The organism is Funiculus sociatus GB2-C1, from assembly GCF_039962115.1.
GTDB classification, from domain to species: domain Bacteria; phylum Cyanobacteriota; class Cyanobacteriia; order Cyanobacteriales; family FACHB-T130; genus Funiculus; species Funiculus sociatus.
In genome coordinates this window covers 23,523-46,975 of the sequence record NZ_JAMPKJ010000023.1, presented here as the reverse complement: position 1 = coordinate 46,975, position 23,453 = coordinate 23,523, and the positions used below count along the sequence as shown (strand labels likewise).

At 44.5% G+C, this 23,453-nt stretch carries 21 protein-coding genes and 1 pseudogene; 11 read left to right on the top strand and 11 right to left on the bottom strand.

Going from position 1 to position 23,453, the window contains the following annotated elements; translation table 11 throughout:
- Positions 1 to 7: 7 nt before the first annotated feature.
- Positions 8 to 2,086: a sensor histidine kinase gene (locus NDI42_RS12995; RefSeq protein WP_190459284.1), complete on the bottom strand. Its 2,079-nt coding sequence runs from the start codon at positions 2,084 to 2,086 to the stop codon at positions 8 to 10.
- A gap of 268 nt (positions 2,087 to 2,354) precedes the next feature.
- On the opposite strand from NDI42_RS12995, the gene NDI42_RS12990 reads away from it, so the two are divergent.
- Complete coding sequence (locus tag NDI42_RS12990) at positions 2,355 to 3,071, top strand: RibD family protein (RefSeq protein WP_190459283.1); 717 nt, start codon at positions 2,355 to 2,357, stop codon at positions 3,069 to 3,071.
- Positions 3,072 to 3,248: 177 nt separating this feature from the next.
- Here NDI42_RS12990 and NDI42_RS12985 read toward each other — a convergent pair whose 3' ends face one another.
- The 4 genes from NDI42_RS12985 to NDI42_RS12970 all read right to left on the bottom strand — a co-directional run bounded on the left by NDI42_RS12985 (position 3,249) and on the right by NDI42_RS12970 (position 5,661).
- Complete coding sequence (locus tag NDI42_RS12985) at positions 3,249 to 3,449, bottom strand: hypothetical protein (RefSeq protein ID WP_199311398.1); 201 nt, start codon at positions 3,447 to 3,449, stop codon at positions 3,249 to 3,251.
- Positions 3,450 to 3,473: 24 nt separating this feature from the next.
- Positions 3,474 to 3,668 (bottom strand): hypothetical protein, encoded by a 195-nt coding sequence (locus NDI42_RS12980; protein WP_199311397.1) that lies wholly within the window; start codon positions 3,666 to 3,668, stop codon positions 3,474 to 3,476.
- Positions 3,669 to 3,885: 217 nt separating this feature from the next.
- The gene (gene asnS, locus NDI42_RS12975; protein ID WP_190459281.1) at positions 3,886 to 5,274 is read right to left on the bottom strand and encodes an asparagine--tRNA ligase; all 1,389 of its coding nucleotides are present in this window, start codon (positions 5,272 to 5,274) and stop codon (positions 3,886 to 3,888) included.
- A gap of 24 nt (positions 5,275 to 5,298) precedes the next feature.
- Positions 5,299 to 5,661, bottom strand: a complete 363-nt coding sequence (locus tag NDI42_RS12970) for a sll0565 family protein (protein WP_190459279.1) — start codon at positions 5,659 to 5,661, stop codon at positions 5,299 to 5,301.
- Between the two features lie 150 nt (positions 5,662 to 5,811).
- On the opposite strand from NDI42_RS12970, the gene NDI42_RS12965 reads away from it, so the two are divergent.
- Positions 5,812 to 6,087, top strand: coding sequence for a DUF6439 family protein (locus NDI42_RS12965; protein WP_190441322.1), 276 nt, complete (start codon positions 5,812 to 5,814; stop codon positions 6,085 to 6,087).
- A gap of 93 nt (positions 6,088 to 6,180) precedes the next feature.
- Here the strand turns inward: NDI42_RS12965 and NDI42_RS12960 are convergent, their stop codons facing one another.
- Both NDI42_RS12960 and rlmD read right to left on the bottom strand, forming a co-directional pair.
- Entirely contained in the window at positions 6,181 to 6,630 is a 450-nt protein-coding gene (locus NDI42_RS12960; protein ID WP_190459277.1) for an ATP-binding protein, read from the bottom strand.
- 430 nt (positions 6,631 to 7,060) lie between these two features.
- The gene (rlmD, locus tag NDI42_RS12955) at positions 7,061 to 8,476 is read right to left on the bottom strand and encodes a 23S rRNA (uracil(1939)-C(5))-methyltransferase RlmD (RefSeq protein WP_190459276.1); all 1,416 of its coding nucleotides are present in this window, start codon (positions 8,474 to 8,476) and stop codon (positions 7,061 to 7,063) included.
- 75 nt (positions 8,477 to 8,551) lie between these two features.
- Here rlmD and NDI42_RS12950 point away from each other — a divergent pair, with 75 nt between their 5' ends.
- Entirely contained in the window at positions 8,552 to 9,037 is a 486-nt protein-coding gene (locus tag NDI42_RS12950; protein ID WP_190422248.1) for an allophycocyanin subunit alpha-B, read from the top strand.
- A 423-nt stretch (positions 9,038 to 9,460) separates the two neighbouring features.
- On the top strand, positions 9,461 to 9,883 hold the full coding sequence (locus NDI42_RS12945) for a hypothetical protein (protein WP_190459274.1): 423 nt from the start codon (positions 9,461 to 9,463) through the stop codon (positions 9,881 to 9,883).
- 171 nt (positions 9,884 to 10,054) lie between these two features.
- Here NDI42_RS12945 and NDI42_RS12940 read toward each other — a convergent pair whose 3' ends face one another.
- Complete coding sequence (locus tag NDI42_RS12940) at positions 10,055 to 10,852, bottom strand: hypothetical protein (protein WP_190459272.1); 798 nt, start codon at positions 10,850 to 10,852, stop codon at positions 10,055 to 10,057.
- 202 nt (positions 10,853 to 11,054) lie between these two features.
- On the opposite strand from NDI42_RS12940, the gene NDI42_RS12935 reads away from it, so the two are divergent.
- The 3 genes and pseudogenes from NDI42_RS12935 (at position 11,055) to NDI42_RS28905 (ending at position 14,401) form a co-directional block, all read left to right on the top strand.
- The gene (locus tag NDI42_RS12935; protein WP_190459271.1) at positions 11,055 to 12,644 is read left to right on the top strand and encodes an FkbM family methyltransferase; all 1,590 of its coding nucleotides are present in this window, start codon (positions 11,055 to 11,057) and stop codon (positions 12,642 to 12,644) included.
- Positions 12,645 to 12,694: 50 nt separating this feature from the next.
- Positions 12,695 to 13,291, top strand: a pseudogene (locus NDI42_RS28910) (FkbM family methyltransferase); the annotation flags it as partial.
- A 402-nt stretch (positions 13,292 to 13,693) separates the two neighbouring features.
- A complete protein-coding gene (locus NDI42_RS28905) occupies positions 13,694 to 14,401 on the top strand; it encodes a class I SAM-dependent methyltransferase (protein WP_190459339.1) in 708 nt (235 codons plus the stop codon).
- Between the two features lie 10 nt (positions 14,402 to 14,411).
- On the opposite strand, the gene NDI42_RS12925 is transcribed toward NDI42_RS28905, so the two are convergent.
- The 3 genes from NDI42_RS12925 to NDI42_RS12915 all read right to left on the bottom strand — a co-directional run bounded on the left by NDI42_RS12925 (position 14,412) and on the right by NDI42_RS12915 (position 19,009).
- A complete protein-coding gene (locus NDI42_RS12925; protein WP_190459268.1) occupies positions 14,412 to 16,664 on the bottom strand; it encodes an O-linked N-acetylglucosamine transferase, SPINDLY family protein in 2,253 nt (750 codons plus the stop codon).
- Between the two features lie 164 nt (positions 16,665 to 16,828).
- Complete coding sequence (locus tag NDI42_RS12920; protein ID WP_190459266.1) at positions 16,829 to 17,413, bottom strand: type IV pilin-like G/H family protein; 585 nt, start codon at positions 17,411 to 17,413, stop codon at positions 16,829 to 16,831.
- A 120-nt stretch (positions 17,414 to 17,533) separates the two neighbouring features.
- Positions 17,534 to 19,009 (bottom strand): class I SAM-dependent methyltransferase, encoded by a 1,476-nt coding sequence (locus NDI42_RS12915; protein WP_313931475.1) that lies wholly within the window; start codon positions 19,007 to 19,009, stop codon positions 17,534 to 17,536.
- A 49-nt stretch (positions 19,010 to 19,058) separates the two neighbouring features.
- Between NDI42_RS12915 and trxB the strand changes: the two genes are divergently transcribed.
- From trxB to NDI42_RS12895, 4 genes are all read left to right on the top strand, one after another.
- The gene (gene trxB, locus NDI42_RS12910; protein WP_190459264.1) at positions 19,059 to 20,441 is read left to right on the top strand and encodes a thioredoxin-disulfide reductase; all 1,383 of its coding nucleotides are present in this window, start codon (positions 19,059 to 19,061) and stop codon (positions 20,439 to 20,441) included.
- A gap of 201 nt (positions 20,442 to 20,642) precedes the next feature.
- Entirely contained in the window at positions 20,643 to 21,539 is an 897-nt protein-coding gene (locus NDI42_RS12905) for an ABC transporter permease (RefSeq protein ID WP_190459261.1), read from the top strand.
- Positions 21,540 to 21,664: 125 nt separating this feature from the next.
- The gene (locus NDI42_RS12900) at positions 21,665 to 22,147 is read left to right on the top strand and encodes a hypothetical protein (protein ID WP_190459347.1); all 483 of its coding nucleotides are present in this window, start codon (positions 21,665 to 21,667) and stop codon (positions 22,145 to 22,147) included.
- Between the two features lie 62 nt (positions 22,148 to 22,209).
- Positions 22,210 to 23,268, top strand: a complete 1,059-nt coding sequence (locus tag NDI42_RS12895; protein WP_190459260.1) for an ADP-ribosylglycohydrolase family protein — start codon at positions 22,210 to 22,212, stop codon at positions 23,266 to 23,268.
- The last annotated feature ends 185 nt before the right edge of the window (positions 23,269 to 23,453 follow it).

Sequence of the window (23,453 nt, the reverse complement as noted above, 5' to 3'; positions counted from 1 at the left end):
TTCCTTCTTAATTTTTAGCTCCATTGGTAGATTCAATTGGCAAAGCTGAAGGATCTAATAGAGGCAAAGTAATCTCAACCGCCGTGCCAAAACCTATGCCAGCACTCGACAAAGTAATGCTACCTCCCATTAATTCCATTAAGTTTCGGGAAATAGCAAGGCCAAGTCCTGTGCCGCCAAACTTGCGCGTGGTTGTACCATCAATCATCACAAAGGGGCGAAAGAGTTTATGCTGTTGAGCCGGTTCAATACCTATCCCGGTATCCTGAACCGTCACAACAACAAGCAAAGGCGGTGAAAGGCGTTCTTTTGCAGAACTGAAGGCTGTTGGCGAGAGGCTGCGAGAAAGGCTAGAGACGGATTCTTCAGGTCTTGCCTCTTGCCCTCGTACTAAGGAAGGGCTAGGGGAGGAGAGGCTGCCCACAGCCTGTTTGCCATGATGTTTCTCTATGCGGATGGTAATAGTGATGCTGCCTTTGTCGGTGAACTTCGTGGCGTTGCCAACGACATTCAGCAGCACCTGCTTGAGCTTTGCGGGATCAGCATGGACAGTAATCGGCTCTTGCACGTCTGGCGTAATGAACTGTAAACCTTTCTGATGAATTTGAACAGCCTGTAAATCTATCACATCCTTGAGCAACTTTCGCAAATCAAGTGGCTCTAAGACTACAGAAAGCTTGCCTGCTTCAATTTTTGCAATGTCCAAAACATCATTGATAATTCCCAGCAGGTGAATCGCTGCATCATCGGCTCGCTGTAAAAAATCCATTTCCTCTTCTCGATCATCGCAGCAGTCATCCCGTACCAGTCGGATGCAGCCAATGATGGCATTTAGAGGGGTTCTTAATTCATGGGAAGTATTCGCCAGAAACTCATTTTTCAGTTGGTTAGCTGCTTGTGCTTCTTTCCATGCGGTTTCGAGTTCTTCTGCCCAAGCTTTGAGCCGCTCTACCATACTATCGAGGGCTTCAGATAATTGATTGAACTCTCGAATTTTGAAGTTGTGGGGAACTCGGTCTATCGAGTGTAGGTGTCCCTCAGTTCCGGCGTAATCTCGCAATTGCTCCAGAGGTAGCGCCAGTTCGCGAGATATATACAGGGTTGCTAACAGGCTAGCGGCGATTAAGCCAAATGTCAGAACCACCAGAACTTGTTGAATTTCTGTCAGACCAGAAAGGGCGCTGTCTAGGCGAGTGACGGCTAAGATAATCCACTTGTGATCTGGCTGGGTGGTAATGGGACTGGAAATTGCGGAGTAGCCAGCTAGTAGTTCTACACCATTTTTTTCAAAAGAGAACAGGTGGAGAAAGTTTGGCGGTTGCTCGGCGATCGCATTCTTCATCACCGTTTTGAGCCTTTCGCCATCTGCCTCCTGCTCAATATTTCGCCCAACTCGCTGGACGATTGGATGCGCCAAAATCGTTCCATCCTGGGCAATCACGACCGGATAGCCCACCAAAGACCCCGGCTTGCCTCGTTCTTGTTTAAGCAAGGCTGACTGGACGCTCAGGGCATAACGGAGGGAACCTGCGCTGTCATAAACAGGCGCACTTAAAACCAACCTGAGTTGGCTTTTTGAGGCGTTTTTACTCGGCTTGGCAGTAGAATCTAACGGTGAGGTTCCCGGAAGTAGCGCTTTCACCTGGACTTGAGAGGGGTCTAAGAGTAATGCTGTTTCTTGCTGTGACCACTCAGAAGCTGAAAACCCACTAATTGCCTGTTCCCCGCAAGTGCTAGCGGCAAGATTTTGGGTGTCGATGCTGACCAGCTGAAGGCACTGGACTTGCGTAGGCAATTGTTTGGCGAGTTGGTCTAAAAATTCTTGCTTTTGGTATGGCGATCCCGATTGCAGCACCACTGATTCACTTGCACTCACCAGGTTGGTAGAGAGCGTTTTGATTGACTCGCTAATGCTCTCTCCTTTCTTAACCGCGCTTTCGGTAAGATTTTGGCGAGCTGTTTCCAGTATGCTAGATCGTGCTTTTCTGTAGGTTACATACACCCCCATCAGTAGCACCGGGACGCTCAAAAGCAAAATGCGTGACAGCAGGATGCGACGGAAGGAGGATTGACCCGGCTTAGCCATAGGAAGTCTCTAATTTGAGGTGTAAAACCCAAGCTGTAACAACTATAAATAACTCACCTTGCCAGAATGGGGTATTGATTAGCCTACTTTTTTTCTTGGTTAATCGTGTCGGGCAAGCGATACTTTCTGACAGATCCATTACATCCTAGAACGGTTCTTTGATTCTCGTATAGCCTGGGGAGGTTGACTTTGCAGAATTTCTACACCAAATACCTCAGTATAAAAAATAATTAATGTAAAATTAATTATTTTATCGCCTTCAGCAGCCATGACTGCAAATCTTGCCGGGAAACGCCCTTCGACGACGGTTGTTTTAGCTATGAGTGCTGATGGCAAGATTGCGGATGTGCGGCGCGATCGCGCAAGGTTTTCTTCTGGTAGCGATCGCATTCACTTGGAAAAACAAGTTTCTCAAGCTGATGGCGTTTTGTTTGGTGCAGGTACTCTCCGCGCTTATGGGACAACATTGAGCGTTTCTAATCCAGAACTGCTCACCTTACGACTACAGTGTGGCAAATCGCCGCAGCCTGTGCAAATTGTTTGCTCCTCTTTAGGGGATTTAGATCCCGAATGGCGCTTTTTTCGTCAACCTGTACCCCGATGGTTGCTTACGACAGATGCTGGTGCTAGACGCTGGGAAGGACGCGCAGAATTTGAGCGGGTGTTGGTGGTTGAGGTGACAAGAGAGGGATTCAACTGGATTGCTACTTTTGCCCAGTTTTCGGAGTTGGGTTTGCAAAATTTGGCTGTTTTGGGGGGCGGGGAACTGGTAGCATCACTGTTTGCAGCTGATTTGATCGATGAATTGTGGCTAACTGTGTGTCCGGTGATTCTGGGGGGTGCAACAGCGCCTACACCTGTGGAAGGTTCGGGATTTTTGCCAGATTTGGCACCTCGTCTGGAATTATTGTCAGTTCATACAATTGAACAGGAAGTTTTTTTACACTATCGGCGACAACGCGATCCAGTTAATTTACAGTTGTAAAAATGCTGTGTTTTAACCCGGTTTCGATAAATTTATCGGTTTTATGGGCGTTCACCAGCCATAAACAAATTGCTATATCTACGATTTAAAACATTTTGCTTTAAACCACAGTTCATTGTTCGGCTGAGGCTCACAAACGTCCGCCAGTCGTAAATCTTGAGCCTAAAACCAAGCGAATCAGGAATGCGCGATCGCTCTCCCACTTCGTCTTAACACCCGCACTACATCATACAATTGATTGCGACAACGGTAGAGGGAGAAATCATCTGACAAAGCATACTGCGGTTTGCCTTGTTTAACCAACTTTATGAACATGAAAGTTTCGCCATTAGTCACCATTCCAAAAGTTGGTCTGTCAGAATTGGGACTAGCCATCATATAGGTTAGAGCCTGCGGTATTGCCTAAGAGAACGCGAAGTTTGTACGCTTCGACTCAACTACCAAAACCCATAATTGCTCTTGTAGCACTAAAACATCAATACGTCCCCGATAGATTTCCTCTTTGTCTTCAACGGAGATTTGTACCGTTGGTTCCGCACTTCTTGTAAAGGGATAATCGTAAAAACCACCGAGTTCCAGTAGCGGAGACAAAACCATTAAATTAACGGCTCCTTCCGCTAAAGGCCCTCCTTTCCTGTGGTAGTAGTATCTTTTTTTCCCCTATCCAAGGTTTCTGTTTCCTGGTCGGTAATTTCAGGCAAACCCTCAAACTATTCAGAGAAAAATTCGTCGCTGTCTGCTTGCGTGAGGTTAAATTTATCCTCTACCTGAGAGTAGTTACGTTTTCGGCAATAAGAATTATTGCAGCTACTGCTTAAAAATCCACAGTCAAAGGCGCACGTGGGAAAGGAATTACATCTCGGATATTGCCCATTCCGGTCATAAATTGCACCAATCTTTCAAAGCCTAAACCAAAGCCAGCATGAGGTACAGTTCCGTATCGGCGTAAGTCGAGATACCACCAATAATCAGCCGGATTTAAACCTTGAGCTTCTATTCGGCGCTGTAAAACTTCCAAACGTTCTTCTCGCTGCGAACCACCAATAATTTCGCCTATTTTTGGAGCGAGGATATCCATCGCCCGAACGGTTTTTTCGTCGTCGTTTAGGCGCATATAAAAGGCTTTTATTTCTGTTGGGTAATCGGTGAGGATGACGGGTTTCTTGAATACTTCTTCTGCCAGATAACGTTCGTGTTCTGACTGCAAATCCAAGCCCCATTTGACGGGATACTCAAAGGTTTTATCAGTTTTTTCAAGGAGCGCGATCGCATCCGTATAAGTCAGGCGCTCAAACTGGTTATTGATAATATTTTCAGCGGTGGCGAGAACGGAGTTATCAATTCGCTGATTGAAAAACTCCATGTCTTCTGGGCAAGTTTCCATCACATACTTGAAAATGTGCTTCAGGAAGGCTTCGGCTAAATCCATATCGCCTTCCAAGTCGCAAAAAGCCATCTCAGGCTCCACCATCCAAAATTCTGCCAAGTGGCGAGAAGTGTTAGAGTTTTCTGCCCGGAAAGTGGGGCCAAAAGTGTATACATTGCTAAAAGCCATCGCCATAACTTCGGCTTCCAGTTGTCCGCTGACGGTGAGGTAAGCGGGACGACCGAAGAAATCTTGGCTGTAATCGACCTCTTGAGCCTCTGTGCGGGGGACATTCTTCAGGTTGAGGCTGGTGACGGTAAACATCTCTCCCGCGCCTTCACAGTCGCTAGCGCTGATGATGGGAGTGTGAATCCAGAGGAATCCCCGCTCTTGAAAAAATTGGTGGATGGCGTAAGAGCAGGCGTTGCGGACGCGGAAAACTGCGCCAAAGGAATTAGTACGCGATCGCAAGTGTCCAATTGTCCGCAAAAACTCAAACGAGTGGCGTTTCTTTTGCAGGGGATAACTTTCGGGATCAGCCTCCCCGTAGACTTTCACCGTTTGGGCCTTTAACTCAATCCGCTGTCCTTTCCCCAGAGAAGGTACTAGCACCCCAGCAATTTCTACGGATGCACCCGTATTTAGCTGCTTAATTACCTCGGCGTAGTTTGGCAGATCCTGATTGAGTACAACTTGCAGGTTAGCCATTGATGAGCCATCATTGACTTCCAGAAAGGCAAATTCCTTCGATTCCCGTTTCGTGCGTACCCAGCCCTGAACTGTGACAGATTCTTCAGGTTGACCATTTCGTAAAATATCTACAATCCGCTTCACCATATTTCTACCTCGCCCAAAACCAATCTATCCAGCACAGGACTTTAGTATCCAGCCTACAACAATGCCCAGTCCTGCAAAGCGGACAGCTTGCCAAAAAGGTTCTTTAAAAGCGTCCCAAGAAAATAGACGGCTTTCTAGGTTAAATTCTATGGTTTCGAGTTCTTGTTTGAGGCGCTGTAACTCGGCTTGCACTTCCTGGGATCGGTTGCGACGTAATTCTTTCTGCACAGAGTTTAAACGCTGCTGAAGTTCACCCTGACGCTGCGTGTCTTGCTGCACTTGAGCATAACGTTCTTTGAGGAGGGCAAGATTTTGCTCAACTTCTGCGATTTCTTGGCTTAAATCTACTTCATCGCTGGACGATGGCAGGGGCGCTTCGGGCGGCATACACTACAGTAGGGATAAATACGATACCTTCAAGGGTTTTGTGGAGACGGGATATATCGCGTTTTGAGTTATGAGTTTTAAATTAACAACTCTTGACTCCAGGCTCCTAACTTTTCCCAATTACCCATTACCAATTACCAACTTTACAGTATGTCTCAACCCAGCCAGCTTTCTAAAACCGCCATTTTGAACGAATTTACTACCTTAGAACTAGCTCAAGCCCTAGCAGAACGTCTTGCCATTACTCCCAATGATTGGCATCGTCTCAAGTCTAACCGCAAAGTTCGCGCTGGCGAACAAGCCGCCGCCGCACTGGTATTTCTCCTGAAAGATCAGCCAGAAGAAGCCTTGGTTCGGTTTCAGCAGGCTTCCGGATGGCTAGACAAATCTATCTCAGCACCGCCTTGTCCAACACATGGTCGCTAAAGGAAGGCAAAAGTAAAGATAAAAAAGAAAAGTTAAACAAAAAAGTTAAATTAGTTATTAAACTTATTTTTTTGTTTTTTACTTTTGCCTTTTTTACCAAATCAGAGGGTTGCGGAAGCGATTTTTGACTTGCTTGCAGAGTCTCAGTTCCGTTCCCTGATTGTTCCAGTGAACTTGATCGAAGATTTGGTGGAGGATACACATCCCTCTACCGCTTTCAGACTCGTCGTGAGGGAGGAATTCTTCGGGATCGCAACGGCAGTCACAGGGAGGAGAAAAGCCCACTCCTTCGTCTGAGATTACCCACCAATACTGACCTTCTACCACCGAAAAGCGTACCGAAACCGTTTTACTAGGATCTAGCTTATTCCCGTGTTTCGCCGCATTGACTAGCGCTTCTTGCAGCCCTAGTCTAACTTCCGCTTGCCACCTTTCGGGAATCTCTGCTAGCAGCAGATCCAGAACGGGGCAAAGATAGAGGGTAGAAGCGAAGCTAATCATGCCCGAAGTTCGTCCCATCGGACGCTGTGAGATAGCAATCACTCAAAAAAACCTCTAGACTTTCATTCAATAGAATTAACAGTCCGATCCTGACGGGTATGCGCGTTAGCACTATACACCTTTGAAACTTGTAAGTTTTGAGGCTTGTAGTTTTGGACTCATCTTTTCGTAAGGGAAGAAACAGCATCATAGGTATCTTCGAGATGATGTCCAGGCTTTATACACCTACGCCACAAGCTTTGAATTTCCTATGCAAAGCGTGGTAATCTCATTTTTATTAACATGAGATTAATTGCATTTTTGTTGGTTCGCTGCTGGTTTTGGCAAGTTTGCCAACAAAAAGCGACTAATTCGCTTGCCTTATGACCTCTAGAGGTGTGGTTTCTAGCCCATAAGTAGTAGGGAAAACCACCTCCTTTATTGTAACAAAATCTGCGGAAAAAGCTACCTTTAAGGTGAATAAAAAGCTCGGTTAGGTGGGATCGCTTAGTACCAAGAAGGCGGCGCACTCGACGTGAGACGTTTGCGGGAAGAAGTCAGCGGGTTGTACGCGGGTTAATTGATAGTCGCTATTTCCTTGAGACAATAATTTGAGGTCGCGGGCTAGGGTAGCAGGTTTACAACTGACGTAGACAATCTGGCGGGGCTTAGTTTTGAGGAGGGTTTCGAGTACAGCGCGATCGCATCCCTGGCGCGGGGGATCAATTAACACAATATCCGGCGTGACATCTAGCTGTGGTAGTAATGTCTCCACCGCTCCCGCCTGAAACGTCGCATTGGTAATATTATTCAACTGAGCATTCAGAGTAGCTTGTTCAACTGCTTCTGGCTGCACCTCCAAGCCAATTGCTTGCCGCACCCGCTGCGCCAAGGGTAGAGTTAAGGTGCCAATGCCGCAGTAGGCATCAACTAGCACCTCGTTGCCTTGCAGATTCAACTGGTCTATAATGACCTGCAACAATTTTTCAGCTTGCTCTGTATACACCTGGAAAAATGTATCCGGGCGCACCTGGAACTGTAAGCCAGCGAATTCCTCGCACAAGTAAGACTGACCAGCAATAGAACGAGTTTCTGTCCCAAAAATGGCATTTGTGCGGTCTGGGTTGAGATTCAGCGAGACACCCACTAACTGCGGATAGCGAGTTAGCCATTCTTGCGCTTGAGCCTCAATATCCACCAAGTTCCAGTCTTTTACTACCAAAGTCAGCAATATTTCACCAGTGCGTCGTCCAATCCGCAGGGATAGGTGACGCACTTTCCCCCGGTGCAGTTTTTCGTCGTAAATTCCCCAACCCCGTTTTTGGATGTCTTGCTTGACTTCAGCAAGCAGGGGATTTAAGCGGGGATCTTGCACTGGACACTGATTCAGGTTAATCAGGTGGTGGCTGCCTTTTTGGTAGTATCCTGTTTGTACTTGACCTGTGGATGACCTTTTGAGGGGATAGGTGGCTTTGTTGCGATAACCCAAAGGAGATTCAGCTGCCAAGAGGGGATCGACTGGTGGCTGGTTGAATCCGCCGATGCGTTGTAGGGCTTGAACTACTTGATTGCGCTTGGCTTCAAGCTGAAACTCATAGTTAATATGTTGCCACTGACAACCGCCGCACTTATCGGCGACGATACAGCCAGGGCGGATGCGCGAAGCGGACGCTTCTAGTATCTCGTGCAGCTTACCATGAGCGTATTGGGGTTTGACTCGTACTAATCGAACCAGGACGCGATCGCCGGGAACAGTATCTGCTACAAATACCACTCTGTCGCCGATTCGTCCCACTCCTTCACCGCTATCAGTGAGATCGCTAATGACTGCTTCTACCAATTCACCTTGTTTCCACTGAGCTTCATTAGCCCCGTTGGCACCAGTATCTAGCACTTTTGTTAGTGACATAGTATTTCCTTCCCTTTATTTGTGTCCCACCAAGTCGTTAAACTAACGAATGATATCCCGATATATCCCAATACCATGAGTGTAATAAGCCAAGTTATTCTTAAAGCCGACGACGAACTGCGTTATCCCAGCAGCGGCGAACTCAAGAGCATCAAAGAATTTTTGGAAACTGGGCTACAGCGGACGCGGATTGCTGCCACGCTAGCCGAAAATGAGAAAAAAATTGTTCAAGAAGCCAGCAAGCAACTCTGGCAGAAACGCCCTGACTTTATCGCCCCTGGCGGTAATGCTTACGGGGAGCGCCAACGGGCGCTATGCCTGCGCGATTATGGCTGGTACTTGCGTCTAATCACCTACGGAGTTCTTGCGGGTGATAAAGAACCGATTGAAAAAATTGGTTTGATTGGTGTGCGGGAAATGTATAACTCCCTCGGCGTGCCTGTTCCAGGCATGGTTGAGTCAATCCGTTGCTTGAAAAAAGCATCTCTTGACTTATTGGGAGAGGAAGATGCGATCGCTGCTGCTCCCTACTTTGATTACATCATTCAAGCCATGTCTTAATTCTAGCGTTTTTAGCCCTTAGCCCAAGTAGGCGACAAGCGTAGTAGGGAGGCGATAGGTAATTCTGGTGATAGGCGATAAAAAGTTGCCCATTCCCAGAATTCCCTATCGCCTCGATTGCTAATCTGGATTGCTAAAATTACAAACAAAAAACCGACAGTCCCTCTACAGAACCTGTCGGCTGGTCGTGTGTTCCCTATTGATGACTCGGCTAGAGTTCAGTCGTCTCTTAGTATGCCCATTCAGGAACTTGTTGAAGACGATATCGATCATCCTTTCCTGTGATCCTAATCACAGAAGAAAATAACTCACAAGGCGTCCTCGCCAGCCTATAAAAATTCTGAAAAAAATGCCGAAAGTTTACCATTTCAGTGTAATGATCGTGTTAAACAAATCCGTCGCTAAAATGAGCGCCACTAATGAATGTCTTTCCTGAAGAAATTGCCTTGGGCAACTCTGGCACTGCTTCTGGTTACATATAGCGTATTCGGCTGGTTGTTTTCCTCTAAATTCTCTTGGAATTTTTGGCTGATTGAAACAGCTTTAGTCATACTCATTGCTTTGCTTTTAACCGCTCCGCTAACACTCCTGAGAGCCTTTTTCTCCCAGTGGATGAACTCCGACACCAGAGCTTTCCTCTGCGTGATTGCAAGTGCTTTAGCCGGAGTTTTCATCATGACATGGTTTAGTTTTTTTGCTCATATTCTTGTTCTACTCTCAGCAGGAGCATTAACCAGACTAGACCTCCAGACTGCTGGCTTCAGTGGAACGCAATCGTTTTGGATTATCGCCATTGTATCGATGACCGGGTTTAGTCTAGGGGTATTGTTAAACCAGCTGATTTAGCAAACAAACACGCGGACTCTATTCAGCCGACAATGGACACTGTAAATACCGTCACAAAGGATAAGTCGCTGGGTGCGAAATTTCCGGAAACTAAAGAAAGCGTTTAACTGTCCTCTTGCTCTACAGTGGTTTTGCTGTAGGGCAGTTTTATTTTTGAAGCGCCGTATCCCCTTAATCTTTTTCCGGTAGCTGAACCCGCACCTCTCCTTCCGGCGTAACCACCATCTTGCCACCCAGCGCCTCAATGCGACTAATGGCAATCTTGCGCGTGCGATCGTCAACCGCATTCTGTAAAACCATTGACCAAGCACCCACTTGAGCATACCTGCTGTTAGGATTGCGGGCTAAAAATTGGGCAGTCTGGCGAGAAATAGCCGCTACATTCTGGCTGTCTGGATCAGCATAAACACTCGCCCACTCCGCTGCCTTTTCAAATGATTTCCTAGCAGCTTGGGCATCCCCTAAAAATAATAATTCATCAGTCCCTTTATAACGCCAGACATAATAAGACTTTGGTGGGGCTGATGGAGAAAGTGACTTTAATCCTTTCTCCATCAAAGCAACAGATTTTTCTGGCATCGCTGCATACATAGAAATACTGTTAGAAAGAAACAGATACGATGTTAAAAAACGCGGATCTCTATCCAGAATTATTTCAAAATATTCTGGGCTGAGGCTATACCCCGTCTGTCCTCGTGCTGAATCATCACCAAAATAAGACAGAAAGCCAAGCATTACCCAGTCTGCCACAATATTATCAAAACCAAAAGAAGGAGTTTTTTGTAGCAGATTGAGACGTAATCTTTCTGTTTGTAATTCTTTTTTAAATGCTGCTGGTGAAGCAGTTTTTGCTATACTGAGCTGTTGCAATTGAGGTACTTGAAGTAATCCAATTGCCAGCGTGCACCCAATAGTGACTATGGACGCACTTATGCATTGACTTGAATTGGGTCGAAGTTTATAGAGCATTTACATCGTCCTATGCTTACAAACAGCCAACAGTGTAACTGTTATTCCAATCTTTGAGTCTATATCATTTGTAGCTAAACCTATACTTTTATAAAAATTAGGCGATGAATGATCGCTTGTAAACATCGTTGTGAATATAGTATTATTTGATAAAACTTATAAAAGTGTGTCTTTTATCGTATCGTAATTTACTCTCTGGATTATGGAAACTAATTTTGCTTCTGCTGATTCCTATTGGAAATATCTTGAAAAGGCTGGGGTTGCTCTTGATTCAGATGCTTCGTCTCGTGTAACCACAATTCTTGAAGCTACTTCTTGGGATAACCCTACATCTGCCCTTGATTTGAACAACTTTGCAGTAGTGGCACTGATTGAGGCAGAACAGTCCGAGGATTCATCTTTTCGGGCGCTTTATGTTGAAATGGCACTACAGGCATTAAATACCGGAGTCGAGTTAGGTAATCCACTCTGTGCTGCTCATCTTGCTCTAGTTCTCGCCATAATTGGAGAGATTGACCTAGCAATGCAAATAGCATTTTCTACCTTTATCACCAACCTCCATCCTGCTTATATCAATGATAAACTAATTGCCCTAGGTATAGTATATCTGCCTCCTACTTCAACAAGCTTAATAGATAGTCATTATGGCAAACTTGCTCAAATTCTGCAAACTGAGGATGGCTACAAGCAATTGCTGATATTGTTAAGTGAAGTTATGTGTCGTTCAAGTCTCGTTTTTTACAACGTCACAGGACTTCGATTTCTACATTTAGCTGCTCATCTGTCGTCCAATTCCACTTCCCTTAATTTAAAGCTAGGGATATCTAGCTTGATGAACAATCAATGGGAAGGAATTTTACATTTGCAGCGCGCTAGAGAAATAGCACCAGATTCGGCAAATATCGTGCAAGCTCTATATTTAGCTTATCGAAATATGGGTGAGATAGAGATTGCAAGTTTTTGGCTGGGTATTGGGCGCGATCTCAGCCGTCAAAATCCCGCTTCTCCAGAGTTGCAATGGACTAAATTAGAGGCAGATAGCTTATTAACTTATGTGCCTTTTGAAAATAACATAATACTAGCAGTTGAACCAAGTTTACGCAGTATTGTAACCAGCGTACTCATTGCTGAAGGAGACTGGTTTGAGCAAGAAATGGAGTTTTGGCGAAACTGGATAAAACCCGGTATGACGGTTATCGATGTGGGAGCGAATGTAGGAGTTTACACTTTCAGTGCTGCTCTAAAAGTGGGATCGGAAGGTTGCGTACTAGCCGTTGAACCTTTTTCAGGTTGCGTTCGTTGTTTACAAGAAACCTGTAAAATTAATGAGTTAAGCTGGGTTAAAGTATGTGCAGGAGCAGCAAGCGATCGCAATGGTACAGCCCGACTTTCCTTACAAGCAGCTAGTGAACTCAACGAATTAGTTGCTATTGATGCAGAAGGATCAACCCAGCCTGATGCTTTTGAGGAAGTTGACTGCTTTTCTCTTGACAGTCTAATTGAGCGAGAAAATGTTAATCAGGTTAATTTCTTAAAAATTGATGCCGAAGGGCATGAGATGCAAGTTTTAGAGGGCAGTAGCAGAATCTTAAATGAATTTGCCCCTGCTATCCTTTACGAAAATATTGCAGGTAATAAAGGCAGTAATCTAGCTGTTGCTGAATTTCTGACATTTAGAGGCTATCAACTGTTTCGATATCAGCCTTACTTACAGCAACTTATTCCGGTGAATTCTGCTGAAGATTTGCAAGGTAGATTGAATATAATTGCTTTACATACCCAACAATTATAAAAGCTCAGCTGTCAATTAATTCTTAAAACATCAAAAGCCAGGAGTATAAAATGTCAGTTTTTCTTTCCAGCTTAAAGAAAAGTGGTCACTTGGATCAGATCCACATAACTATATGTAATGTGGGTTCTCGTAAATTAGGAAGCCACGATGACTACACCAGCCTTGGCTGGAATATCTTTGCACCTCGGCTCACTATATTCGGATTTGATGCAGATGCAGATGCTTGTGATGAAGCCAATGCTGAACTCGAAGCTAGACAAATAAATTGGACAGAAAAACACATTCCCTTAGCACTGGGAAATTCTGTAGGAGAGTCTACACTGTATGTAACAAAACATCCTATGTGTAGTTCGTTATATCCACCGAATGAACCTTACTTGGCTCGGTTTGGTGGGCTTCCAGAGTTAGTAAATTTAGATTTTACTGTTGAAATTGAAACAACAACTTTAGATGCGTTTTGTCAAGCGGAAGGCATAAATGAAATTGATTTTCTCCAGGTTGATGTTCAGGGTGCGGATCTGCAAGTTTTAGAAGGAGCTTCTGAGATATTAAAACGTAGTATTCTGGCTATTCAAATTGAAGCTGAATTTTCTCATTTATACGCTAAACAGCCTTTGTTTGCAGATGTAGATACCTATCTCCGCGACAAAGGCTTTACATTATTTGACTTAGCTACTTCATACCGTGTTCGTGCGCGCTCGCCAATTCAGTCAACAGTTCGTGCTGGACAATTACTCTGGGCAGATGGTTTTTACTTCCGCGATTTAATTCGGGAGGATATCAGTACTCCATTAAAGACACCAGAGCAAGTTCTGAAGTTAGCTTGCATTGCCGACATAATGAATTTTCCAGATTATGCTCTGGAGTTATTAGAGCATTTGACCCTGCAATATGGTAATGACAAAAAGTATAACTTTGCTGATAACATCGTTGAAAGTCTAGTTCAATTTCCCGATCTAGTACAACAAGGATTAGCTTCCCTACCTATTGTTGCTAGTATCCGGGATTACGTTAGTAGTTACGACCTAGATTCATTACAAGTAAATGCAATTTCTCAACCACAGAAGTCTATTTCTCCAGTCGGCGTGTTTCATTCCGATCACTATCAGCGACACAATCAGAGAAGATTAGAACATCTAGCTAGTTTAGGCTTGGATATAGCTGGTACTAGCGTATTAGAAGTAAGGGCTGGTATTGGCGATCATACAAGCTTCTTTTTAGATCGTGGATGTCAAGTCGTTAGCACCGAAGCAAGACAAGAGAATCTAGAAATACTTAGCTCCCGATACCCTAATATACAGGTAAGGCATTTGGATTTAGACAATCCAGATCCTTCATTTAATGAATTGTTCGACATAGTTTACTGCTATGGGTTGCTATACCATCTACAAAACCCAACTGAGGCTATAGAGTTTATGTCTCGTTGTTGCCGAAAAATGCTTTTACTGGAAACCTGCGTCTCATTTGGTGATGAAGAATCTATCAATCCTTGTACAGAGATGGCAGAAAGTCCATCACAGGCAGTATCAGGTCAGGGTTGCAGACCTACCAGAAAGTGGGTGTATAACCAGCTTAAGCGATATTTTGATTTTGTTTATATGCCAGTTACTCAACCAAACCATGAAGAGTTTCCTATAGATTGGACTTCTCCTCCATCGACCAGAGCTTTCACCCGGTCTGTATTTATAGCATCAAAACAACATTTGAACAATCAACTTTTGCTTGAAGATATTCCTATGAAACAGAAGTATCACTGAAAACCAACTGTTAGCAATTGTTTTCAAGATAATTTGTCCACATTTGTTGGTAAGCTTTTTCCATCTCCTTCGTAAACTGTTTAGCGTTCCAAAGAGGAGCCGTTTGTCTTGATTGCCGCAATTGCCAGGAAATTTTTTGCCGCAGGGCTGCATCTTTCCCTAAGCGAACGCCCCACTCGACATATTCTTCATCAGTCCAGGCGATACCTTCTGTCACACCTGCATTCATCATCATGCCGTAGCTGTTACGAGCAGAGAATTGCTCTCCAACTCGCGTTACTAAGGGAATGCACATCCAGAGGGTTTCTAGAGTAGTAGTGGCACCGTTGTAAGGATAAGTATCCAGTACCACATCAGCAATACCCAAGTTGGCACGGTGAACTGCTTCTGATGAAACCTCCTCAAGGAATCGCAGGCGTGAACAATCCATACCTTCCTCTTGTGCAATCTGAGTTACAAAATTTTTTATTGATTCTTGATTAGCTAAACCTTTAATTAAGAAGTAACTATTCGGCACTTCTTTAATAATCTTCATTTGCAGCCGCGTGGTATGAGGATGCCGCTTGTATCCCTTCTGGGCAGTGAGATACACCACTGCATCACTAGGAATATCCAGATTATCTCGACGTAAAGTTGGTACGCCCACTTCAAAACCATCTACTGCTACATACGTTTGGGGCAAGCGCCAGATTTTTTCTGTGTAGTAATCCTCCGCTGATTCTGGTAGAACATAGGGATCGGCAATAAAGTAATCAATCGCAGGTATCCCTGAAGCATCCCAACCCAACCAGGTAACTTGAACAGGGGCAGGTTTTAGCGCCATCACCTCACACGTAGTATCTAAAGTGATGCTATCAATATCAATTAAAATATCAATTTCATCCTGATAAATCTGTTCAGCAATATCATAGCTATAACCTGACATTTTATGCGCTATATCCGCTTGTTCGGCATACCATTCTTGGAGTATGTCGCATGTTTGAGAAGGGTAGCTTACAAAATAGGCATGGACTTGAAACTTGCTGTGAGCGTGATACTTAAACAACCATCTAGCCAGCCAGCCAACAGAATGTGTTCTTAGGCAAGAAGATATATAGCCAATTTTGAGGACTTCTCTAGAAGCCCCTCCTTTCTGTTTGGGAAGTGGTCTTTTACTATATCTTTCTACTTGTTCCTTAGCATAAATTTGAATGACAGATTGACAGATGTGAGCTACTCGGTTTTGAATTAATCGATTGCTTTTTAAACTATCTCTAAAATAAGGTTGAAAAAAGGTGGCTGTAAATAGCCGAAGGGTAGAGTTGCGATCAATAACAATGTACTCTTTCTCACTCAATGATGACAACAATGATAGCTGGTGTTGGAACGCAGAAAGTGCTTTTTCCCAATAACCACCGGCACTCATCAATCCTCGTATAACCATGTGATTAGCAGAAATTTTATCCGTCAGCTTCTGTGCTAAAAGATAGCATTGTTTTGCAGTTTCTATACCCTGTTCGTATTTCCGAGAATTTTGATAAAAACAGGCTAGATGTCGTAGCGTTTCTATATTATTAGCATCTAGACATAGGGATAGTTCCGCAAAGCGTATTGCTAGGTCTAGATGCCCTTCAAAATATCCTAGGTTACGCGCAAAAGCCATCAATAAATCGATGAAAGTTTCAGCATTGGTAACATAAGGTAGGCAAGCTTCAACAAATTCTGGCACCGATGGCTCTAGAGGCGTAGTGTTTAAAATATTTTTTATTACCTGTAGCAGTAAGTCTTGATTAAGTGCTACCTCTTGCTCTGACTGAAGAATTTGAATGATTTCTAGTTGAGTTATCTCTTCTCCAGTAAACTTCTCCAACTTAATTGCTAAATCAATAATCATTAACAAATTATTAATAGCATCTTTATTAATAGCATCAAGGCTGATTTCCCGCAGATATTGACGAATTACCCAAGCAACGTTATAGTCACCTAGTAACTCGCGCCGCTCGGCTTCTGTTCGCAAAATCTGTCCTATTTCGGTTGTCCACTGTTCGATTTCTTCCGGTTCCCCGTCTGCCATTCCTAACCACCAAGTTGTCTGTGCTTCTACCTCTTGCGCCTGTAGTAGCAACAGTAATCCTAAATACCAGTAGTTGGATTTAACACAAGGTTGAGCTTCAATTGCCTGTTCGTATAAATTTGCAGCTTTGCTATAGTCTCCTTGAATGAGATATTGATAGGCTTGGGTTTCCCAATTAATTAAATCCATAAAAGCACCATCAGCATTCATAGACCGTTCCCTTTCTTAATAAAATCTGCCTTACCGGCCAAATACTGCTAATGCAAGATGTTTTTCTAATTCAATGGAAGAAAGTGAGTAGATGCTTCTACCCACTTTGGTAAAGTTTTTAACACTACTCTAGCAAAATTACCTCAGCTAGCCGAGACTTTTTCCTACTTGATCGCGTCATATTTACCACCAGTTGTGCCAGCTTTGCAGTCTGGTACAGCATTGGCACTAAATCCTGGTTTTTGGGCACCATTTACAGCAGCACCGGATTTGATAGGAGGATCGACAGCTTGACACAGTGATGCCAAAGTGGTTGCTTCACCACCAACACCTTGCGTTCCAACAGCCACACCACCAATATAAGCTCTTACCGGAGCTTGGTTGCCTTTCACTGGCTGGGCTTGGTTCGTCACAGCAGTATCATTAGTAGCAGCGCCACCGTCAATAACATAGCTGTAATTGCTAGTTGTTTTGGCAATGCCAAGACCTAAGCGAGTGAAGTCGGCTTGTCCTACAAAATCTTGATTTTCCAAATAAAAGGCTTGTTGAGCTCGGTTCATTGAACCTACAATTGACTTGGCTTCAGATTCCCGCGCTTTGTTTGCCTGGTTGAGGAAGGAAGGCAGAGCAATAGCAGCCAGAATACCGATGATAATGATAACAACCAATAGTTCAATTAGGGTAAAACCTTCCTCCTGCTTTTTCTGGTTCAGGTGTTGCAGGAACTTGGCTTTCAGTTCGGTCTTCATGAGTAAATGTCTCCTTGAGGTGGGGAATGCTTGACTTGTATCTGCTGGAGTTAACTTACCCACTTCCGCTCAATTTCATATCATCTTTGCCAAAAAAATTTTTTCAGCCATGCAGAGGTTTCAAGCCGAGCGCTCTAAAAGCACATATAGAAATACTTCTAGCTTGCTTAAAAGTTGTTTTACTTGGTCTAAAGCTTCCATTTCTGTCACGGGTTCCAAGGTTACAGGGTTTAGCGGTCTAACCTTGAACCAGCGTTCCACTAAGGACATGAAAGGCTTTGACCCTTCCCACAGGGGTAGCAGGCAAGTTGCCACACTGCTTTCTATCTGCACCGGAGTCAGAACTGGGACGCTGACATGACGGCTAATTTCATAGGGTTTTTGTTCAGCTAGGCACTTGAGCAGCTCTTCTTTTACCTGAGGGGTTCTTAGCTGAGGATGTAGATGTACTTTCGCTGCTTGCCAGTCAGATAACTCCCACCGAGCAACTGGTGTGAAGGAGTCTGCCTCACCAGGATGAGCGCACCAGAAGTCTAACAACCGATGAACTGGGTGTAGGAGTTCATACAGATGTAACCGTTCTTCCATAGAAAGTTCTGGTAAACTCATACCCCAAAAGGCAGGCAAGTTATCTGGGTCTTTGAATAAATCTATTAAGTCCCAATACCGCCAATACACCATGTTGATAAATTCTAAATCGCTCGCCCTCAATGCCGTGAACAAATCGGGTACAGTGTAACCTTTATCACCTTGGAATAGATAGTTCATCAAAACTGTCTCTTTCCCATCTTGTCCTTCATAGTTAGAATTCCAAATCTGAGCTTTAAGATAAACACCGTCCTTTAAAGCCTTCATGGTTTCTAATGCAATTTCGATCTCCATGTCCTCTGGGTTACTATCCATTAGACCCATCATTTTGAAAAGTTCTTGAGCACGAAACAGGTTCAATCTTTGTAGTAAACTGTGCAGATTGCTGCGAATGATTCCCTTTGGCTTTAGGACAGACTTCATAGCTGCTAAGCCTACAGATATATCGGGAAATAAATAAAGAAGTTCATCGCAATTGATGTAATCAAATTCAAGCCCTAGGTTTGGTAAGTCATAAATGGAGAGAACGTGAAACTCCGCATTTTCTATTCCATGATGTTTTAGGCGTTGGCGTGCTAGCTTTACTGACTCTTCTGATATATCAATACCAACTATTTTTGCGCCTGGATTTGCTTCTGCTAAAGTTAGGGATTTATAGCCAGTGCCACAACCTGCATCTAAAATTAATTTTCCTTCAGTATCTATAATTTTTTGGTTTCTTAAATAGTAAGGTGTTACTAAATTATGAATAAAGAGCAAGTTAGCGTCATCTTTAGGAGATTTGTCTACCGCAATTCTGGGATAGGGGCCAAAGTCAAATTGCTGACGAATTTTTTCTAATAACTCCGATGCCTGGTCGTTCATTATGAATGTCTCCTGATGCTGAGTTTTTGTCAGTCTGGGAACTGGGCCAAAATCTAGTTTATGCCAGCACTGCCCTTCAATTGTTCCCTTTCGTAGGACAAAAATATACTCTCCGGGGAAAGTTTCTGGCGATCGCCTGTTCACCTAGTTATAATAAAATAAAACGTAGTCGTTATGAGTTTGTATAATTGCCATGACCAACACAACAGTAGAGAACTTAGTGATTATCGGCTCTGGCCCTGCGGGGTATACTGCTGCTATCTATGCGGCGCGGGCGAATCTGAAACCCGTTGTGTTTGAAGGCTTTCAAGCTGGGGGGCTACCTGGGGGACAGTTGATGACAACGACGGAGGTGGAGAACTTTCCGGGGTTTCCGCAGGGGATTACTGGGCCGGAGTTGATGGATCGGATGAAGGCTCAGGCTGAGCGTTGGGGGGCTGAGTTATACACTGAGGATGCGATCGCGGTGGATTTGAGTCAACGTCCTTTTACTGTGCGTTCTGAGGAACGGGAAGTTAGAACTCATAGTATTGTAATTGCTACTGGGGCGACGGCGAAACGCTTGGGATTGCCTAGCGAGCATGAATTTTGGAGTCGGGGAATTTCGGCTTGTGCTATCTGTGATGGTGCGACACCGATTTTCCACGGTGCGGAACTGGCTGTGATTGGGGGTGGCGACTCGGCGGCGGAAGAATCGGTTTACTTGACTAAGTATGGATCTCGCGTTCATATGTTAGTACGCACAGAGAAGATGCGGGCAAGTAAGGCGATGCAGGATCGGGTTTTGAATAACCCCAAAATTACGGTTCACTGGAATAGTCAGCCTGTGGATGTTGTCGGTGAAAACGATCGCATGACGGGTATCAAACTCCAGAATACTAAGACTGGAGAAGAGAGCATTTTACCTGTTAAGGGTTTATTCTACGCGATTGGACATAAGCCGAACACATCTCTATTCCAAGGACAGTTGGAACTGGATGAGGTTGGTTACGTTGTGACGAAACCAGGTTCTGTGGAAACCAGCGTTGAGGGCGTTTTTGCTGCTGGCGATGTTCAGGATCATGAGTTTCGTCAGGCGATTACTGCTGCTGGTACTGGCTGTATGGCGGCGATGTTGGCGGAACGGTGGCTTTCTGTTAATGGTTTGATTCAGGAGTACCGTCAGCAGATACACACGTCTGAAGACGCGGATACGCCAGGAGATGCGCCTGGGGATAACGTAGCTGAACTGAATCCAGAGAAGGCGTTTAACTCGCAAGCGACGCGGCATGAGGGTGGCTATGCGCTGCGGAAGTTGTATCATGATAGCGATCGCCTGCTGATGGTGAAATACGTTTCTCCCAACTGCGGCCCTTGTCACACTCTGAAGCCGATTTTAAATAAGGTGGTGGATGAGTTCGATGGCAAAATTCACTTTGTCGAGATTGACATCGCGGAAGATAGAGAAATTGCCGAGAATGCTGGTGTTACCGGAACGCCCACGGTGCAATTCTTCAAAAATAAGGAATTAGTGGGCGAAATGAAGGGCGTTAAGCAAAAGAGCCAGTTTCGTCAAATGATTGAACAATATATGTAGCCTGACGACTCAAGTCGCGGCTACACAAACAAAGCCCGCCTTCGCGGGCTAATAACATTTTTCCAGTGTCAGACAACAAATTCTGTTCTTTCCTTTTTTAGCTCTATTGGCGGGAGCAAATAGTTAGCATTGTAGGGCAAATTGGTATAACTTCTTTTGTGTAGCCTCAGGGCGTTGATGTGCCAAGTTGAACAGAAGCCTATGACCCTTACCAAACTTCCATTTTTGCATTTATCTGGTCGCCCCAGTCTGTCTATGCAGATGATGTGGGTGGGGCTGGTTATTACGCTGATTTTCGTGGTGACAGCTATTTTTGCTCCCGCGTTTCAGGCTTGGGGATGGCTGCAAAATCCACTGGAGTCTCTGGCTAACCCAATTCACGAACCGCCCTCGTTACGTCATTGGTTTGGTACGAGTCGCCAAGGCTACGATGTTTTTTCGCGCACACTGTTTGGTAGCCAAGCAGCGTTGCAAGTAGTAATTTTGGCAACCCTCTTAAGTGTTGTCATTGGGGTGCCACTGGGCTTAGTCAGTGGTTATTTGGGCGGCAGACCAGATCGGGTGCTGCTGTTTTTCATGGATACAATTTATACTTTGCCGGGATTGCTACTGTCAGTGACGCTGGCATTTGTAGTGGGGCGGGGGGTTTTCAATGCAGCGATCGCGCTCAGCATATCTTACATTCCTCAATATTATCGCGTTGTCCGCAACCACACCGCCAGCGTGAAAAATGAACTGTTCATAGAAGCTGCACAAGCAATGGGAGCAGACACCTGGACGGTTCTCTCTCGCTACCTGTTTCTCAACGTGATTCAGAGCGTACCAGTGTTATTCACCCTGAATGCTGCTGATGCAATTTTGATTTTAGGTAGTTTGGGATTTCTCGGATTGGGACTTGCCGATCAGGTTCCAGAATGGGGCTACGATCTACGTCAGGCTCTGGATGCTCTACCTACGGGCATTTGGTGGACAACTTTGTTCCCTGGTTTGGCGATGACGCTGATGGTGGTAGGCTTGTCTCTACTGGGAGAAGGGTTGAGCGAGTTTGTCAATCCCCGATTGCGGAGAGAAAATTGGAACCAAAAATCCCCTGAGTAGAGTCAAATATTTTAGTGGTCATTAGTCATTCGTAACGGATTGCTAACCACTGGCCACTAACAGTCATTCGTAACGGTTCGCTGACCCCTGACCACTGAACTCTGACAATACAACTTTTGTGAGTTATGAAAGATAATATTTCCTTAATTGCCGCCGCTGCTGGTGGTTTTATGATTTCCATCGCCGTTGCTGGAATACTGAGGGCTGCTCCTGTACAATCCTTGCAGGCGCAACCCAGTTCTACTTCAACTCAAGTAACTCAGTTGCAGCTCAAAACTGTGAGTTCTGACGCACCAGTTAAAGATACCCTTAATAAAAAGGTTTCTTCGGATGCCATGCGCGTTATCCCTAACAGAGTGTTAAATAATGCTTTGGAAGATAAAGCAATTTCTGGGACGGGAAATCCTGATTGGTCAATTCAATATTTGGGGTTTATTAACTGGCTTAGCTCGGTTGAGGGTACGCTAAAGCAACAAGATTATCAGTTTAAAAAGCTGGATTATAAATTAGCTAAAAAGGATTACGAAGACAATGAAATTACTAAAGAGGTGTTAGCTAAGAAGGCAGCCAAATATCGGCAAGCTAAAGAGGAATTTCAAAGGGTTTGAATTTTTTTTGTAATTTACAATTAGGTTCTTTTATGAGTTAACCTTAGAGCAGTGAAGTAACCTTGGAAAAAGCAGATTCTGCGATTGGTTGTTTACTTGGAACAGCGATTGGAGATGCCATCGGGTTGCCTTTTGAAGGCTTGTCAAAGTGCAGGCAACGCAGAATCTATCGTGAAATCAACGGACACAAATTTCTATTTGGTAGGGGGATGGTGTCCGATGACACAGAGCATACCTGCATGGTCGCCCAAGCCATAATAGTTTCAGCTGGGGATACGGAGATATTTACGAATCAGCTGGCGATGCGATCGCGTTTTTGGTTACTTGGTTTGCCAGCTGGTATCGGATACGCCACTTTAAGAGCAATCTTAAAGTTATGGTTAGGATTTCCCAGTAGTCGTAGTGGTGTATTCTCCGCAGGAAATGGCCCTGCTATGAGAAGCGCAATTATTGGCGTTTGTTATGGAAATAACAGTCAAAAATTACGCGAATTAGTTAGGGCATCTACCCGGCTTACACATACCGATCCAAAAGCAGAATATGGGGCATTAGCTGTTGCGATCGCAGCTTATCTCTCTAGTTGCCAAGAGGGTGTTTATCCTCGGAGTTATTATCAAACTCTTCAAGAAGTTTTAGGAGAAGAGGCGAAGGAATTTCTGGAACTAATCAAAAAAGCTGTGGAAAGTGCAGCGCAAGAGCAAACAACGGAATCATTTGCAGAGCAGTTGGGACTAAAATCAGGTGTCAGCGGATATGTTTATCACACAGTTCCAGTTGCGATTCATGCTTGGTTTAAGTATCCAAAAGATTATCAAGTTGGGGTTAGAGAAATCATCCGTTGTGGCGGCGATACAGACACAACAGCAGCAATTTTAGGTGGGATCATCGGCGCAGGTGTAGGGAAAACAGGCATTCCTCAACAGTGGCTCGATGGTTTGTGGGAATCGCCGAGAAGTGTAAAGTGGATGGAGAAGCTTGGCAGAAGATTGGCTGATGTGTCTTCTAGGGGTATTGGACAGAAAGCATTGCCACTGCCAGTAATGATACTTTTTTTGCGGAATCTCTTCTTTATGCTGGTAGTGATTTTGCATGGATTCCGCCGATTATTACCGCCCTATTGAGTCCATAGTTTTTAGATAAGGCTTGATAGCCTTAATAGTAGGGTTGTTTGATTCTTGGGATTCCTGAGTGGGTAGGCGAAGATGATCCCAAAAATGAACCGCATCAGCCGAAGGCGAAGCGAAGCGTTAGACGCAAAGGACACGTTGGCATAGCCTGCGCTGAGGAAAGACAAGGAAGAGAGAAG

Coding starts and splice junctions, on each gene's coding strand:
- NDI42_RS12995 (WP_190459284.1), bottom strand. CDS start 2,086: ATGGCTAAGCCGGGTCAATCCTCCTTCCGTCGCATCCTGCTGTCACGC.
- NDI42_RS12990 (WP_190459283.1), top strand. CDS start 2,355: ATGACTGCAAATCTTGCCGGGAAACGCCCTTCGACGACGGTTGTTTTA.
- NDI42_RS12985 (WP_199311398.1), bottom strand. CDS start 3,449: ATGATGGCTAGTCCCAATTCTGACAGACCAACTTTTGGAATGGTGACT.
- NDI42_RS12980 (WP_199311397.1), bottom strand. CDS start 3,668: ATGGTTTTGTCTCCGCTACTGGAACTCGGTGGTTTTTACGATTATCCC.
- asnS (WP_190459281.1), bottom strand. CDS start 5,274: ATGGTGAAGCGGATTGTAGATATTTTACGAAATGGTCAACCTGAAGAA.
- NDI42_RS12970 (WP_190459279.1), bottom strand. CDS start 5,661: ATGCCGCCCGAAGCGCCCCTGCCATCGTCCAGCGATGAAGTAGATTTA.
- NDI42_RS12965 (WP_190441322.1), top strand. CDS start 5,812: ATGTCTCAACCCAGCCAGCTTTCTAAAACCGCCATTTTGAACGAATTT.
- rlmD (WP_190459276.1), bottom strand. CDS start 8,476: ATGTCACTAACAAAAGTGCTAGATACTGGTGCCAACGGGGCTAATGAA.
- NDI42_RS12950 (WP_190422248.1), top strand. CDS start 8,552: ATGAGTGTAATAAGCCAAGTTATTCTTAAAGCCGACGACGAACTGCGT.
- NDI42_RS12945 (WP_190459274.1), top strand. CDS start 9,461: ATGTCTTTCCTGAAGAAATTGCCTTGGGCAACTCTGGCACTGCTTCTG.
- NDI42_RS12940 (WP_190459272.1), bottom strand. CDS start 10,852: ATGCTCTATAAACTTCGACCCAATTCAAGTCAATGCATAAGTGCGTCC.
- NDI42_RS12935 (WP_190459271.1), top strand. CDS start 11,055: ATGGAAACTAATTTTGCTTCTGCTGATTCCTATTGGAAATATCTTGAA.
- NDI42_RS12925 (WP_190459268.1), bottom strand. CDS start 16,664: ATGAATGCTGATGGTGCTTTTATGGATTTAATTAATTGGGAAACCCAA.
- NDI42_RS12920 (WP_190459266.1), bottom strand. CDS start 17,413: ATGAAGACCGAACTGAAAGCCAAGTTCCTGCAACACCTGAACCAGAAA.
- trxB (WP_190459264.1), top strand. CDS start 19,059: ATGACCAACACAACAGTAGAGAACTTAGTGATTATCGGCTCTGGCCCT.
- NDI42_RS12905 (WP_190459261.1), top strand. CDS start 20,643: ATGACCCTTACCAAACTTCCATTTTTGCATTTATCTGGTCGCCCCAGT.
- NDI42_RS12900 (WP_190459347.1), top strand. CDS start 21,665: ATGAAAGATAATATTTCCTTAATTGCCGCCGCTGCTGGTGGTTTTATG.